The following is a 14,407-nucleotide window of genomic DNA, read 5'->3' as shown; positions in this document are numbered from 1 at the left end:
GCTATGCGCGCGCCACTCGGCCCGAGACAAAATGGCCCACATCGTTGAACCCCGGCGTAGAGGAATGCCCCGGCGTTACCAACGAATCAATGAACGCTTCATCCTCAGCCGTGATCTTCACGTCCAGCGCGCCGGTGTAGGCATCCCACTGCGCCTCGGTGCGCGGCCCCACGATCGCCGAGCTCACCGCCGCGTTGTTCAGCACCCAGGCGATGGCAAACTCGACAATGCCCACGCCACGGCCCTGGGTGTATTGCTGGATCTGCTGGGCGATGCGCAACGACTCCACGCGCCATTCGGTTTCCAGGATGCGCTTGTCCTGGCGTGCCGCACGGCTGCCGGCTTCGGGTGTCACGTCCGGTGCGTACTTGCCGCTGAGCACGCCGCGCGCCAGTGGGCTGTAAGGCACGACGCCCAGGCCGTACGCGGCAGCGGCGGTGATCTGTTCGACTTCAGCCTGGCGGTTGACGATGTTGTACAACGGCTGGCTGATCACCGGTTTGTCCACGCCCAGGCGTTCGGCGACGCGGATCACCTCGGCAATCCGCCAGCCGCGATAGTTGGACAGGCCCCAGTAGCGGATCTTGCCCTGGCGAATCAGGTCGCCGATGGCCGATACCGTCACCTCCAGCGGGGTGTCGTGATCTTCGCGGTGCAGGTAGTAGATGTCGAGGTAGTCGGTATCGAGACGGGTGAGGCTGGCTTCCAGCGCGTTGAAGATGCGCTTGCGGCTCAGGCCACTGCGGTTGGGCAGGCCCTCGGTGGGGCCAATGGCGACTTTCGACGCCACCACCCAATCCTGACGATGGCGAGCGATGGCCTCGCCGACGATTTCCTCGGAGCGCCCGCCGGTGTAGACATCCGCCGTGTCGATAAAATTGATGCCCTGGTCCCAGGCCTTGTCGATGATGCGCAGCGAGTCCTCGGTGTGGGTCTGTTCGCCAAACATCATGGTGCCCAGGGTCAAGGCGCTGACCTTCAAACCGGACTGGCCCAATGTGCGGTAAATCATGCAAAGCTCCTTGCAGCTGTGAGACGTGACCTATGCAATACCAGAGTCGCAGGCTCTGGAACAAGCCCTGCGGGCGTTTCTTCATGCACTCAGCAAGGCCTGGCAACGCCCTTGCAGAAATCGGTGCAGCACTTTCACCCGCTCCGACACTTGCAGGCGGTGCGGGCACATCAGGTTGAACGGGGTGGGTTCGCCTTGCCAGTCCGGCAGCAGTTGCACCAGCCGTCCGGCCTTGAGGTCCCGGGCGATGTCGAGATTGGCTTTGTAGGCAATCCCGTGGCCAGCCAGCGCCCAGCGCCGCACAATTTCACCGTCATCGCTCAGGTAGTCGCCCGTCACTTCGACTTCCTGCAACCTAGTGCCCTGGCGAAAGTACCAGGTGCTGTTGGCCCGGCCCTGGCGCATGTACCGCAGCGTATTGTGCTGCGCCAACTCCGCCGGGGTGCGCGGCGTGCCGTGGCGCGCCAGGTAGTCGGGGCTGGCGCAGGGCAGGCGTTGGTGATCGGGCACCACCGGCAGCGCCACCAGGCTGGAGTCCCGTGGGACGCCGAAGCGCAGGGCGATGTCGACGGTGTCGCGGAACAGGTCGGCATTGCTGTCGTTGAGCAGTAGTTGCAGGCGGATGTGCGGGTGTTCCAGCTTGAACTCATCCAGCCAGCCCAGCACCACATTACGGCCGAAATCCGAGGGCGCGGCCAACTGCAACAAGCCGGTCAGGCCCTGGCTCTGCTGCTTGAGCGCTTGCTCGCCTTCGGCCAAGGCGGCCAGGGCCTCGCGCACGCTGTCGAGGTAGCGCCGGCCTTCTTCGGTCAGGCGCATGCTGCGGGTGGAACGTGCCAGCAGGCGGGTACCCAAGCGGGTTTCCAGGCGCTTGAGGGCAATGCTGGCCGCTGCGGGGGTCAGGCCGAGCCCGCGTGCGGCGGCAGACAGGCTGCCGGTGTCGGCGGTGCGTGCGAACACTTCGAGGTCGAGGATTGAGCTCATTTGTAAAAATCCCTTAAAGATCCTGTCGTTTTACCGGGATTTTTCATTGATTGCCAAGCTGGGAAGATGAACGCTCACTTTCTGACCCAGGACACTTCCCCATGAACTCCTCACTCAACGGCAAAACGGTCATCGTCATCGGCGGCAGCAGCGGCATCGGTGCAGCCGTGGCCAAGGCCGCTGCCGCACGCGGTGCCCAGGTGGTGCTGGCGGGGCGGCGCCTATCGTCGGGCCGCGATAACGGCCTGCGCAGCGAACCAGTGGACGTCACCGACGCCGCGTCCCTGCAACGGTTGTTCGAAACCGTCGGGCGGTTTGACCATCTGGTGTACACCTCCGGCCCCGCGGTGCGCGCCAAGGCCTTGGCCGAAACCGACCTGGGCGAGGCCCAGGACAACTTCAACGTGAAACTCTGGGGCGCCTTGCGGGCGATCCAGCACGCGCTGCCTTTCCTCGATGAGCACGGCAGCATCAGCCTGACCTCCGGGCAACTGGGGCGCAAATTGGCACCGGGGCAGTTCATCAAAGTCGGTATCAACGCCGCCACTGAAGCCCTGGGCAAGCAGTTGGCCAAGGAGCTGGCGCCGCGTCGGGTCAACGTGGTGAGTCCCGGCGTGATTGATACCCCGGCGTATGCGGGGTTGGCCGAGGACCAGCGCCTGGCGATGTTTGCCAAGGCAGGTGGCGCGCTGCCGGTGGGGCGCGTGGGGCAGGCCGAGGAAGTGGCGGCTGGGTATGTGCTGGCCATGGAAAATGGCTACATGACCGGCGCTGTCATTGATATCGACGGCGGCGGCCTGCTGTAAACGCAGGCTAAATGTGGGAGGGGGCAAGTCGAATCGTCGCACCGCCCCTCCCACATGGACCGCGTTATACCTTCAAGGTCCGCGTCATCCGCAACGCCAGCACACTGCCCGCCACAATCACCGCCGCCAGCAGGTACAACGCCACATCCGTGGACCCGGTGGCATCCTTCACAAAACCGACGATATACGGGCTGAGGAAGCCGGCCATCTGGCCCATGGAGTTGATCAGCGCCAGGCCGCCAGCGGCTGCGCCTGCGCTGAGCATGGCGGTCGGCACCGGCCAGAACATCGGCAGGCCGGTGAGGGCGCCCATGGTGGCGATGGTCAGGCCGAGGATAGCGATGGCCGGGGTGGTGGCGAAGTTCACCGCGATCACCAGGCCGATGGCGCCCATCAACATCGGTACGACAAGATGCCAGCGACGCTCCTTGCGCAAGTCCGCCGAGCGGCCCACCAGCAACATGAACACCGCTGCCAGCAGATACGGAATCGCACTGAGCCAGCCGATCACCAGGTTATCGCTGAAGCCCAGGTTCTTGATGATCGACGGCAGCCAGAAGTTGATGGCGTATACGCCACTCTGGATGCAGAAGTAGATCAGGCCGAACGCCCAGATCGCCGGGTTCTTGAACACTGCGGCGAGTGAATCGCTGGTGGTTTTCGGCTTGTTGGCCAGGTCGGTGGCCTGATCGGCTTCCAGCACGGCGCGCTCGTGGGGCTTGAGCCACTTGGCATGGGCAAAGCTGTCGCTGAGCAGGAAGTAGGCGAGGGCGCCGAGGATCACGGTCGGGATGCCTTGCAGCAGGAACATCCACTGCCAGCCCGCCAGGCCGCCCTGGCCGGCGGCGAAGTGGTTGAGGATCCAGCCGGAAAACGGGCTGCCAAGCAAACCGGACACCGGGATCGCCGACATGAACAGCGCCATGATCCGCCCACGGCGGAACGTCGGGAACCACTGCGAGAGGTACAGCACCACACCGGGGAAGAAGCCGGCTTCAGCCGCACCGGTAAACAGGCGCAAGGTGTAGAAATGCGTCGGCGTGGTGACGAACAGCAGGCAGGTGGACAGTGTGCCCCAGACGATCATCATCAAGGCGATCCAGCGCCGTGGACCGAACCTGGTCAGCGCCAGGTTGCTCGGCACGCCGCACAGCACGTAGCCGATAAAGAAGATCCCGGCGCCCAGGCCGTATACGGTTTCGCTGAATTTCAGCGCATCGAGCATCTGCAACTTGGCAAAGCCAACGTTGACCCGGTCGAGGTAGTTGAACAGATAGCAGATGAAAATGAAGGGGATCAGGCGCAGGGTAATGCGCTTGTAGATGGCGTTTTTATCGTCATCGGTGGCCAGTGTGACAGCGGCGCTCTGTGACATGGGAATCTCTCTTTATTATGATTTTTTGCGATGCGAGGGTAACGTTGATCGCCCAACGAGTCTCGGCCACGTGGCGGGGTGCTGTCTTTGTGCTTGCGCACAGTGATGCATGCTTTGCGCTGTGCCGATGAACAACCACGCTTTCAAGGACTTCCTTTCAAGGAGATGGCCGCATGTTCGAGCTGGATCATGACCTGGCGCAGGATATCGTCAATCGCACCATGGCGATCCTGCCCTATAACGTCAACGTCATGGACAGCCAGGGCCTGATCCTCGGCAGCGGCGAACCCGAGCGCATCAACACCCGCCACGAAGGCGCGCAACTGGTACTGGCCAACGGTCGCGTGGTCGAGATCGACGGGCAGACCGCCAAGCACCTCAAGGGCGTGCAGCCGGGCATTAACCTGCCGCTGATGCACGATCAGCGCTTGATTGGCGTGCTGGGCATCACTGGCGAGCCGGAGGGCTTGCGCACGTACGCCGAGCTGGTGCGCATGACCGCCGAGATGCTGGTCAGCCACCGGCATCAGCAGGTCGAGCAACAGTGGCGACGCCAGCGCTGCGACGATCTATTGGCCTTGTTGCTGGCCGACGGTGGCGACTCACCGCGCCTGATTGATGAAGCCCGGCAATTGGGCCTCAAGCCGCAGCTGGCGCGCACGCCGTACCTGTTCGAACTGGGCGCGGGGCAATCAGCGGAGGCCTTGAGTACCTGGTTGACGTCGCGTTACCCGGACAGCTGGTGTGTCAGCTCGGCGCAGTTTTCCCTGTTGTGGTGCCGGCCTGCCGCCGTGCCCGTCGACAATCCGCGCCTGTTGGAAAAACTCGAAGGCCTGGGCTGGACTATCCTGCGTGTGGCCGTGGGCGGGCAGGCCGATGGGCTGGCGGGGCTGCGCCGGTGTTATCGCCGGGTCGGCGATTTGCTGGCGTACGGTCGCGATGTACTGCCGCACTCGCGGCTGTTGACCCTCAACCGCTACCGCCTGCCCGTGATGCTCTGGCGTCATCGCAACGACGATGCCCTCGACGAACTGCTCAACCCCTTGCGCAAGGTGCTGGCCAAGGACAGCAACGGCCAACTCCAGGCCACGCTGCGCAGTTGGTGCGAACACGACGGGCAAAGCCAGGCCTGTGCCGACGCCCTCGGCATTCACCGCAACAGCCTGCGTTACCGCATGGAGCGCATCGCCGAACTCAGCGGCGTCGACCCGCTGACCCTGGATGGGATGTTGGCGCTGTACCTCGGCGTGCAGCTATTGCCCCAGGCTTTGTCGGAATGAACAACAAACCTTACTCGTACTTGTGCATCGGACCGGCGTCAGCGGCGGTGCCAACTGGCAGCATGGGCGTGATAAAAACCGGAGAAAGCCCATGAAAATCATCATCGCACCCGACTCGTTCAAGGACAGCCTGAGTGCCGAGGGCGTCGCCCAGGCCATTGCCGCAGGGTTGGCGCAGGTCTGGCCGGACGCACAGCTGATCCAGTGCCCGATGGCGGACGGTGGTGAAGGCACGGTGGACGCGGTGCTCGCCGCCTGTAACGGCCAATTGCGCCGCCAGGCGGTATGTGGCCCTCTGGGCGGTACGGTTGAAGCACGTTGGGGCTGGTTGGCTGACAGCCACACCGCGATTATCGAAATGGCCGAAGCCAGCGGCCTGCAATTGGTAGCGCCAGGCCAGCGCGATGCGTGCACCAGCAGCACCTACGGCACCGGCGAGCTGATTCGCGCGGCCCTGGACCTGGGTGCCCAGCGCATCATTCTGGCAATTGGCGGCAGCGCCACCAACGACGGCGGCGCGGGGGCGATGCAAGCCCTGGGCGTGCAACTGTTCGACGCTGCGGAACAGGCCTTGCCGCCCGGAGGCCTGGCCTTGTCACGGCTGGCGCATATCAACCTGGAAAAACTCGACCCGCGCCTGGCCCAGGTACGCTTTGAAATCGCCGCCGATGTGAACAACCCACTGTGCGGCCCCCACGGCGCCTCGGCGATTTTCGGCCCGCAAAAAGGCGCCAGCCCCGGGCAGGTGCAACAACTGGACGCCGCCCTCGGCCACTTCGCCGATCACTGCGCCAAGGTCCTGCCCAAGGACGTGCGCGACGAGCCCGGCAGCGGCGCCGCCGGTGGCCTGGGTTTCGCAGCCAAGGCGTTCCTCGGCGCGCAGTTCCGCGCGGGCGTGGAAGTCGTTGCCGAACTGGTGGGCCTTGACGAAGCCGTACGCGGCGCCGACCTGGTCATCACCGGCGAAGGCCGCTTCGACGCCCAGACCCTGCGCGGCAAAACCCCCTTCGGCGTGGCCCGCATCGCCCGGCAACACGGCGTACCGGTGATTGTCATCGCCGGCACCCTGGGCGACGGCTACGAGCAGATGTACGCCCATGGCGTGGCAGCGGCGTTTGCCTTGCCAAGCGGCCCGATAAGCCTGGAGCAGGCCTGCAGTGAGGCACCGCGTTTGCTACGCGAGCGCGCGGCGGATATTGCGCGGGTGTGGCGTGTGGCTGCGCGGGGCTGATAGAGGCAGCCCTCGGCGCCGTGACACAGCTGTCGATAATTACTATGATCCGTGCATTCTTTTAAGACTGGCTGACCTGGCCGGACACGTTGGAAGCCGATCATGCAGATCAAGCGTTTTACTCTCGTCAATTTTCGCGGCATCGAGCACATGGAACTCGACTTCGAGGGTAAGAAGACTGTCGCTTTGGTGGGCGTCAATGGGGTGGGCAAGTCTTCGATTCTGGATGCGTTGGCGATTACGCTTTCGAATTTGACGGCGCGGATTGTTAATCAGGCTTCGAAGTCCAGAGCGATATCACCTGATGATATCCGCATAGGTAGCGATTACAGTCGTCTGGACGTTGCCATTGAATTGTTCGATCAACCTGGCGAAGGGGAGTTGAGCTGGGCGATTGCACTGAACAGGAAGGCAGGTAAACACCCGCCAGAGCGCTCCAGCAACCTGATCCAGCTAAGTCTCAAAGCAGACGAGCTTGTGTATGGCATTGACCATTTCGAAACATGGGTAAATGGCCATATAGCGCTCCCGCTCGCTGTTTATTACGACATCCATCGCGCAGTGCTGGATGTTCCTTTACGCGTTGCCGGACGTGTGCCGAACGTGGTTGCGTTAGGGTACGAAGGGGCTCTAGGTCGGGGTGGGGCGGACTTTAAGACGTTCTTTGCGTGGTTCCGAACTCAAGAGGACATTGAGAATGAAACTGGACGGGACGTTCCAGGCTTTCGTGATCGGGAACTTTCCGCCGTGCGCAAGGCAATCGAGACCTTCACTGGTTTTAGAGATATTCGCGTGCGCCGTAAACCAGCATTGAAAATGACGGTCCTTAAAGGAGAGCAGGAGTTCGATGTTCTACAGCTTTCGGATGGCGAAAAATGCCTTCTTGCAATGGTGGGGGATTTGGCTCGTCGTCTGACGTTGCTCAATCGTGGTGTGAAAGATCCCCTCCGAGGTGAAGGGATCGTGCTTATCGACGAACTGGAACTTCATCTTCATCCTGGTTGGCAACGCACCGTCGTCGCCAACTTGAGAAAAACATTTCCCAACTGCCAATTCATCATTACCACCCACTCCCCGCAAATACTGGGTGAATTACCTGTTGAATCCGTTTTACTGCTCAAAGATGGCAAATATCTAGGCCATCCAGAGCGCTCGCTGGGTCTTCGTAGCGGCGAGGTAATTGAGGAAATAATGGACGGGTTGGCACAAAATCAAAACGTCCGACAGCAGCTGAGAAAAATATACCGTGCCCTAGACAATGATGATCTTGAAATCGCTCAAGCCTACCTTGCGAAACTGCGCGAACAGGTCGGAAAAATCCCTGATGTCCTTGAAGCCCAAGCCAGTATTGACTCTCTGAGGTCGCTAGAAGAGGGCGGCGCGTGAGGTCTATCAAAAAAGGCGCCGAGCCACGGGCGCTGATTGAATGGAAAAGAGAAAACCGCAATACGCCGCATAACCTTTACTACGGCAAGGGAAGCAGCTTTCCGAGCGAGCCCGTTCGCCAGGCGCTCTTGAAGGAGCAGTTCCATTTATGCGCGTACACCTTGCGGCGGTTGCCCACTGCGACCGAATGCCAAACAAAGGGACAGGGCACACAATTCAGCTGCCACATTGAGCATGTCCTTGCACAAACGCATCACGAGGCTGACAGCATCGCCTACGACAATTTGGTGGCGTGTTATCCCTCCAGCCAAACCAAGATGGCTTGTGGTTATGGTGCCGTGGAAAAAGCTGACTACGACGTGGCCCGAAAGCCCTTCGTTTCTCCGCTGTCAGCCAATGTCGAGCGCCAGTTTCGATATTCCAGTGATGGCTACGTAGAAGGTCTGACGCCTGACGCTGTTGCCACCGTCGAGGTCCTTAAGCTCAATCACCCGACGCTGGTAAACGATAGGGCCGCCGTTGTCAGAGGCCGATTGCGACCACGTGGTACTCCGATCACTGCCGCTGCTGCCCGGCGCCTGGCAGACGAAGTCAACTCACCCGATGCCCAGCATTGCCTCCCCGAATACTGCCAGGCACTCAAGCAACAGGCCGAACGTCACGCACAGCGTCTCGAAAAGTACGCAGCCCGTGTTCGTGGCCAAGCCAGGCCCTGAGTACTACCGTCTTAAACAGTGAACATGGGACAATCCGCGTCATTTTTCGACACGGAGAGTCCCCATGCTGCGCCCCGTACTCCTGGCCCTGCTGCTGACCGGCACCGCCACCCATGCCTTCGCTCAACCGCCCGCTGAAACCGTACCGCTGCTACGGGAAATCAAGAACTGGGTCACCGGGTGCGACAACCTGCGCAATTGCCACGCCCTCAGCGCGCCCAGTGGCGTCGATGAAGAAGACTACAGCTCCCTGACCTTACATATCTGGCATCAGGCCGGTCCCGAAGGGTATCTGCGCTTGCGCTTCGACCACCGCGGCGAAGCGCTGGACCTGTCGACCTTGCTGTTGGACGGTCAGCCGCTGGGCCTGGAGCTGACCCGGGATCTGCATGTGGAACTGGACGATCAAGGCGGCGATCCCGAGGTGCAGTCTTACGGCGTGATCGAGGACGCTGCGGCGCGGCGCTGGTTGCAGCGTTTGCGCAATGGCCAGCGCCTGCAATTGCCGGGCGACGAGCAGGCCCATGTGTCGCTGAGTGGCCTGAGCGCTTCGCTGCTGCTGATGGATGCGGTTCAGGGGCGGGTGGATAACGTGACGGCCCTGGCACGCCCCGGAAAAGCGCCGGCCCATGAGGTGCCGCCACGTTTGCCGACACCGGTGCTGCGCAAGTTTCCTGCGCCGCCGGCGTTGACCGCGCAGGAACAGGCCGGCCTGGTGACCGCCGCGTTGCAGGCCGTGACGCCGGAGGAGGGTGAGCCCGAGGCAAAGGCCGGGGCGCTGACGGCGCAACAGGCGATGACGGTGGTGCGTTACGACTGCGCGGCCTACAACTGTGAGTTCGACGTGACCAGCCGCCAGCGTCAGGCGCCCTATGCGCAAACGCCGCTGGCGCTTGAGCCCTTGCCGTTGGACGGCGCTGCGCTGCAAGGCTCGGTGGGCTATGACGAAGCCACCGGCACCTTGAGTTATTTCTACAAGCAGCGTGGCATCGGTGACTGTGGCGGCGGTGGTGTCTGGGTGTTTGACGGCAAGGCGTTCCAGCTCAGTGAATTTCATAGCATGCCGCGCTGCACCGGTGTCGGTTACGGCGACTGGCCGTCGTTATGGACGACCGTGCCGGCGCCCTAGCCAGGGAGCAGGCACGGCCTCTACACTGGTCGGCCACGTGTCTTTCAAAGGATGAAACACCATGCACGCACCTGAACCCCATATCGTGATCCAGCGCTTTACCGAGGCCCACCTTGACGGTGTGGCGGCGCTCTATAACGAACCGGCCGTGTGCCGGCAGGTGCTGCAGATGCCGTTCCAGTCGGTGGATGTCTGGCGCAAACGCCTGGTCACCGACAACGAGCGGCGCCTGCAACTGGTGGCGGTGCACGGCGGCGAGGTGATCGGCCAACTGGGCCTGGAACAGTACCTGCGCGTGCGCCAGGCCCATGTCGGTTCGTTCGGCATGGGCGTGGCGACGGCCTGGCAGGGCAAGGGCGTAGGCTCGCGGCTGTTGACGGCCGCGCTGGACGTGGCCGACAACTGGATGAACCTGCACCGGGTGGAACTCACGGTGTACGCCGACAACGAAGCCGCGCACCACCTGTACCGCAAGTTCGGCTTCGAGGTCGAAGGGCGCTTGCGTGACTACGCCCTGCGCGATGGGGTGTTTGTCGACACCCTGAGCATGGCGCGCCTGCGCCAGTCGGCTTAACCCTCCAGCGCAAACGCCACCGCAGCCTGCGCATGCAGCTCGGTGGTGTCCAGCAGCGGCAGGTCGCTGTGTTCGGGCTTGACCAACAGGCTGATTTCCGTGCAACCGAGGATGACCGCCTGGGCACCCCGTGCGGCCAGGGACTCGATGACCCGCAGATAAACCTGGCGTGATGCATCGCTGATCACGCCGACGCACAACTCCTCATAGATGATCCGGTGCACGGCGCGGCGCTCCTCCGCGTCCGGCACCAGCACGGTGAGGCCCTGGGCGGCCAGGCGTGACGTGAGAAAATCCTGCTCCATGGTGAACGCGGTGCCGAGCAAGCCGACGGTCAGGGTGCCGGCTGCCACCGCCGCCGCAGCGGCCGCATCGGCGATATGCAGGAAGGGAATCGACACCGCCGCCTCGATACGCGGCGCCACCAAGTGCATGGTGTTGGTACACAACACCACGCATTCGGCGCCGCCGGCCTGCAAACGGCGCGCGGCGTCTTCCAGGATCAGCGCGGTGTCATCCCAACGCCCGGCGTGCTGGGCCTGTTCCACCGGGCCGAAGTCCACGCTGTACATCAACACCTGGGCCGAGCGCAGCGGGCCGAGCTGGTCGCGCACGCGCTGGTTGATGATGCGGTAGTACTCGGCGCTGGACTCCCAGCTCATGCCGCCGATAAGGCCGATGGTGCGCATGTGATGCTCCTGACAGGGAAAGTCGCTTCACCTTACCCATCAGCCGCTGAATAGTCATACGCAGTTGCCCGCCAAATGACCGGAGCAGTTTCACATGTCCAGGTTGCCCCATCCCGGCCGGGGTTGCTCCGCGGCAATGGCGTGGATGGGTTTACCCGTGGCCTGCTCCACGCGCCGCGCCACCTCCGGGTCGTCGGCGAACGGCAACATGCTGGCTTCGTCCAGGCTCGTCTCGGACTGCCCGCGCAGGCAATACTCCACCGCAGCGTACAGGCACACCACGATCAGCACGCTCCACATATCAGGCGATCCGCGCATCGAGCCGGGCCACGTTCAAGTCTGCGACCCGCACCGTGCGCCAAGTGTTGTAGGCCATCAGCAACATGCCCGTGAGGAAAAACACGCCCCCCGCAAACCGCACCACAAACCCCGGATGGCTGGCCTGCAAGGCTTCGACAAACGAGTAGGTGAGGGTGCCGTCGTCGTTTACCGCGCGCCACATCAGGCCTTGGGTGATGCCGTTGACCCACATCGAGGCGATGTACAGCACCGTGCCGATGGTTGCCAGCCAGAAGTGCAGGTTGATCAGCGCCACGCTGTGCATCTGCTCGCGGCCGAACAGCTTGGGGATCATGTGGTACAGCGAGCCAAAGGTGATCATCGCCACCCAGCCCAGGGCACCGGCGTGTACGTGGCCGATGGTCCAGTCGGTGTAGTGGGAGAGGGCGTTGACGGTCTTGATCGCCATCATCGGGCCTTCGAAGGTCGACATGCCATAGAACGCCAGGGACAGCACCAGGAAGCGCAGGATCGGGTCGGTGCGCAGCTTATGCCAGGCACCGGACAAGGTCATCATGCCGTTGATCATGCCGCCCCAGCTCGGGGCCAGCAGGATCAGCGACATGGCCATGCCCAGTGACTGCGCCCAGTCGGGCAAGGCGGTGTAGTGCAAATGGTGCGGGCCGGCCCAGATGTACAGGGTGATCAGCGCCCAGAAGTGCACGATGGACAGGCGATAGGAGTACACCGGCCGGCCCACCTGCTTGGGTACGAAGTAATACATCATCCCCAGGAAACCGGTGGTGAGGAAAAAGCCCACGGCGTTATGCCCGTACCACCACTGCACCATGGCATCGGTCGCGCCGGAATACACCGGGTAGGACTTGAACCAATCCACCGGGATCGCCAGGTGATTGACCACGTGCAACATGGCGATCACCAGGATAAACGCGCCGAAAAACCAGTTGCCCACGTAGATATGCCGGGTCTTGCGCCTTACCACCGTGGTGAAGAACACAATGGCGTAGGCCACCCACACCACGGTCATCCACACCGCGCCGGAAAACTCGATCTCGGCGTATTCCTTGGTGGTGGTGTAGCCCAGGGGCAGGCTGACCAGCATGATCACGATCACCGACTGCCAGCCCCAGAAGGTAAACGCGGCGAGGCGGTCGGAAAACAGGCGCACCTGGCAGGTCCGTTGCACCGCATAGTAGCTGGCGGCAAATTGCGCACTGCCGGCGAAGCCAAAGATCACCAGGCTGGTGTGCAACGGCCGCAACCGGCCGAACGTGGTCCAGGGCAGGTCCAGGTTCATCTGCGGCCAGACCAGTTGCGAGGCGATCCACACGCCCATGGCCATACCCACCACGCCCCACACAAGGGTGGCGATCACGAATTGGCGGACGACTTTATAGTTATAGGCCTGCCCGGTTATTGCTGTGCTCATGCTTAGTCCTCCCACGGTTCCAAGTGGCGGGCACTGTAGGAAACGCGGGAAAAACAAAACAGGCTCAGAAAAACCTCATTACAGCGGATCAGTCGACAAGCACGCCCACTGGCCTGTCAGCGTTAATCGTACGGTGAGTGGCCGCATCTGCCATGATCGGGCATCGCAACCTGGCACACCCAAGGAAATCTGCAATGGACGATGTACAGCAACTGGGCGAGATGCTTCGTCATTACGCCGATAGCGAAGCGCACAAGAAGCAGCAGTTCGATGTGCAGTCGGCGCGCTGGACGCACAAGCTCGACGAGCTGTTCGGGCAGATCGAGCAATGGCTGGAGCCGGTCAAGACTGTCGGCCTGCTGGAGGTGCACCGTGAAGCCTATGTCGCCAGCGGGCCGGGCGTACCGGTGGAGACCTCGACCTTCAAGACCGAAAAGCTGCTGGTGCAGATCACCGGTAAGACCGTGGAGTTCGTGCCTGAAGTCATGGGCGTGGGCGGTTTGATCTCGGTGTCGGTGATGGGCTTGACCGCTGCCCGCCACGGCAGTGTGTCGCTGGTGCTGCCGGCCGACAAAAACGACTGGCTGTGGAAGAAAACAAATGGCCTCAAAGACCCGGACACCTTTGGCTTTGACGCCAATTTCCTGGCTACGCAGTTGCAGAGCCTGATCCCGCGCGAACGCGGCTGAGGGGCTCCCGCTTCGCGCAACGTCGATGGGGGACGCCGGTGTGTCAGACACCGGGTGGAAATACGCATTTTTTTCCCAGGATTGGCTATACCTACAGCTCCATGTTTCGATGATGATCGCCAGGGAGTTCAATGATGAAACTAAGGCTAATGATCAGTACGCTGTGCGTGGCCTCCATCGCAATGGCCGGCTGCGCCAGCAAGGTCACCCAACCGGACGAGTACTCAGGCTTTCTGTCCGACTACAGCCAACTCAAGGAAGCCAAGTCGCCTTCGGGGGTCGAGGTGATGCGCTGGGTAGACCCCCAACTCGACCTGAGCCGCTATACCGCGGTGTATATCGAACCGACGCAGTTCTACCCCAAGCCCCAGGCCACCACGAAAATCCCCGACAGCACCCTCAATGGCATCAACACCTACTTCAACCAGGCGCTCAAGCGTGAGCTGGGCAAATCACTGCCCCTGGCCAACGGGCCCGGCCCCGGTGTGATGGTGGTACGTGCGGCGATCACCGCCGTCAGCAGCAAGACCGAAGGCCTCAAACCCTATGAATTCGTGCCCGTGGCCCTGGTGGCGGCAGCGGTGAGTACCGGTACCGGCATCCGAGACCAGGAAACCACCCTGGGCACCGAGGCGCAGTTCCTCGATGGTGCCAGTGGCAAGGTGCTCGCCCAAGTGGTGCGCAAGGGCACGGGCAAGCCGCTGTCCAACGACTCGCAGGTGATGAAGGCCGATGACGTGAAAGGCGTGATCGATGGCTGGGCGTCGGACCTGCATCAGTCGTATGTGAAGCTGAAAAAACACTAGG

General features: G+C 62.3%; 15 protein-coding genes. 9 read left to right on the top strand and 6 right to left on the bottom strand.

All coding sequences use genetic code 11. The features are described from left to right. Nucleotide 1: 1 nt before the first annotated feature. The gene (locus F6S08_RS24450) at nucleotides 2-1,012 is read right to left on the bottom strand and encodes an aldo/keto reductase (protein WP_065927494.1); all 1,011 of its coding nucleotides are present in this window, start codon (nucleotides 1,010-1,012) and stop codon (nucleotides 2-4) included. Between the two features lie 81 nt (nucleotides 1,013-1,093). Beyond that, nucleotides 1,094-1,996: a LysR family transcriptional regulator gene (locus F6S08_RS24445; RefSeq protein WP_065927495.1), complete on the bottom strand. Its 903-nt coding sequence runs from the start codon at nucleotides 1,994-1,996 to the stop codon at nucleotides 1,094-1,096. Between the two features lie 101 nt (nucleotides 1,997-2,097). Here F6S08_RS24445 and F6S08_RS24440 point away from each other — a divergent pair, with 101 nt between their 5' ends. Further along, the gene (locus tag F6S08_RS24440) at nucleotides 2,098-2,802 is read left to right on the top strand and encodes an SDR family oxidoreductase (RefSeq protein WP_065927496.1); all 705 of its coding nucleotides are present in this window, start codon (nucleotides 2,098-2,100) and stop codon (nucleotides 2,800-2,802) included. A gap of 64 nt (nucleotides 2,803-2,866) precedes the next feature. On the opposite strand, the gene F6S08_RS24435 is transcribed toward F6S08_RS24440, so the two are convergent. Next, nucleotides 2,867-4,177 (bottom strand): MFS transporter, encoded by a 1,311-nt coding sequence (locus F6S08_RS24435; protein WP_065946968.1) that lies wholly within the window; start codon nucleotides 4,175-4,177, stop codon nucleotides 2,867-2,869. A gap of 173 nt (nucleotides 4,178-4,350) precedes the next feature. Between F6S08_RS24435 and F6S08_RS24430 the strand changes: the two genes are divergently transcribed. From F6S08_RS24430 to F6S08_RS24405, 6 genes are all read left to right on the top strand, one after another. Continuing rightward, nucleotides 4,351-5,457 carry a sugar diacid recognition domain-containing protein gene (locus F6S08_RS24430; RefSeq protein WP_065927498.1) on the top strand — a complete coding sequence of 369 codons (1,107 nt, stop codon included), beginning with the start codon at nucleotides 4,351-4,353 and terminating at the stop codon, nucleotides 5,455-5,457. Between the two features lie 91 nt (nucleotides 5,458-5,548). After that, entirely contained in the window at nucleotides 5,549-6,688 is a 1,140-nt protein-coding gene (locus tag F6S08_RS24425; protein ID WP_065927499.1) for a glycerate kinase, read from the top strand. Between the two features lie 102 nt (nucleotides 6,689-6,790). Continuing rightward, nucleotides 6,791-8,074 (top strand): AAA family ATPase, encoded by a 1,284-nt coding sequence (locus F6S08_RS24420; protein ID WP_315872439.1) that lies wholly within the window; start codon nucleotides 6,791-6,793, stop codon nucleotides 8,072-8,074. Next, on the top strand, nucleotides 8,071-8,790 hold the full coding sequence (locus F6S08_RS24415) for a hypothetical protein (RefSeq protein ID WP_065927501.1): 720 nt from the start codon (nucleotides 8,071-8,073) through the stop codon (nucleotides 8,788-8,790). Before F6S08_RS24420 ends, F6S08_RS24415 begins: the two co-directional genes overlap by 4 nt. A 64-nt stretch (nucleotides 8,791-8,854) precedes the next feature. Beyond that, complete coding sequence (locus tag F6S08_RS24410) at nucleotides 8,855-9,919, top strand: DUF1176 domain-containing protein (protein WP_315872438.1); 1,065 nt, start codon at nucleotides 8,855-8,857, stop codon at nucleotides 9,917-9,919. Nucleotides 9,920-9,980: 61 nt separating this feature from the next. Next, nucleotides 9,981-10,493, top strand: coding sequence for a GNAT family N-acetyltransferase (locus tag F6S08_RS24405; protein WP_065927503.1), 513 nt, complete (start codon nucleotides 9,981-9,983; stop codon nucleotides 10,491-10,493). On the opposite strand, the gene F6S08_RS24400 is transcribed toward F6S08_RS24405, so the two are convergent. The 3 genes from F6S08_RS24400 to ccoN form a co-directional block, all read right to left on the bottom strand. Beyond that, complete coding sequence (locus F6S08_RS24400) at nucleotides 10,490-11,182, bottom strand: aspartate/glutamate racemase family protein (RefSeq protein ID WP_065927504.1); 693 nt, start codon at nucleotides 11,180-11,182, stop codon at nucleotides 10,490-10,492. The genes F6S08_RS24405 and F6S08_RS24400 overlap by 4 nt on opposite strands. Nucleotides 11,183-11,272: 90 nt before the next feature. Beyond that, nucleotides 11,273-11,482 (bottom strand): hypothetical protein, encoded by a 210-nt coding sequence (locus F6S08_RS24395; protein WP_065946973.1) that lies wholly within the window; start codon nucleotides 11,480-11,482, stop codon nucleotides 11,273-11,275. Nucleotide 11,483: 1 nt separating this feature from the next. Then, nucleotides 11,484-12,911 carry a cytochrome-c oxidase, cbb3-type subunit I gene (gene ccoN / locus F6S08_RS24390; RefSeq protein ID WP_065927506.1) on the bottom strand — a complete coding sequence of 476 codons (1,428 nt, stop codon included), beginning with the start codon at nucleotides 12,909-12,911 and terminating at the stop codon, nucleotides 11,484-11,486. Nucleotides 12,912-13,105: 194 nt separating this feature from the next. On the opposite strand from ccoN, the gene F6S08_RS24385 reads away from it, so the two are divergent. Both F6S08_RS24385 and F6S08_RS24380 read left to right on the top strand, forming a co-directional pair. Then, nucleotides 13,106-13,600 carry a hypothetical protein gene (locus F6S08_RS24385; RefSeq protein WP_065946974.1) on the top strand — a complete coding sequence of 165 codons (495 nt, stop codon included), beginning with the start codon at nucleotides 13,106-13,108 and terminating at the stop codon, nucleotides 13,598-13,600. A gap of 134 nt (nucleotides 13,601-13,734) precedes the next feature. Then, nucleotides 13,735-14,406 carry a DUF3313 domain-containing protein gene (locus F6S08_RS24380; protein ID WP_074846816.1) on the top strand — a complete coding sequence of 224 codons (672 nt, stop codon included), beginning with the start codon at nucleotides 13,735-13,737 and terminating at the stop codon, nucleotides 14,404-14,406. Nucleotide 14,407: the final 1 nt, after the last annotated feature.

Origin of the sequence: Pseudomonas sp. JV449, assembly GCF_032424295.1 — a bacterium.
In the GTDB taxonomy this organism is placed as follows: Bacteria; Pseudomonadota; Gammaproteobacteria; order Pseudomonadales; family Pseudomonadaceae; genus Aquipseudomonas; species Aquipseudomonas marginalis.
This window is presented reverse-complemented; position numbering and strand designations above follow the sequence as displayed.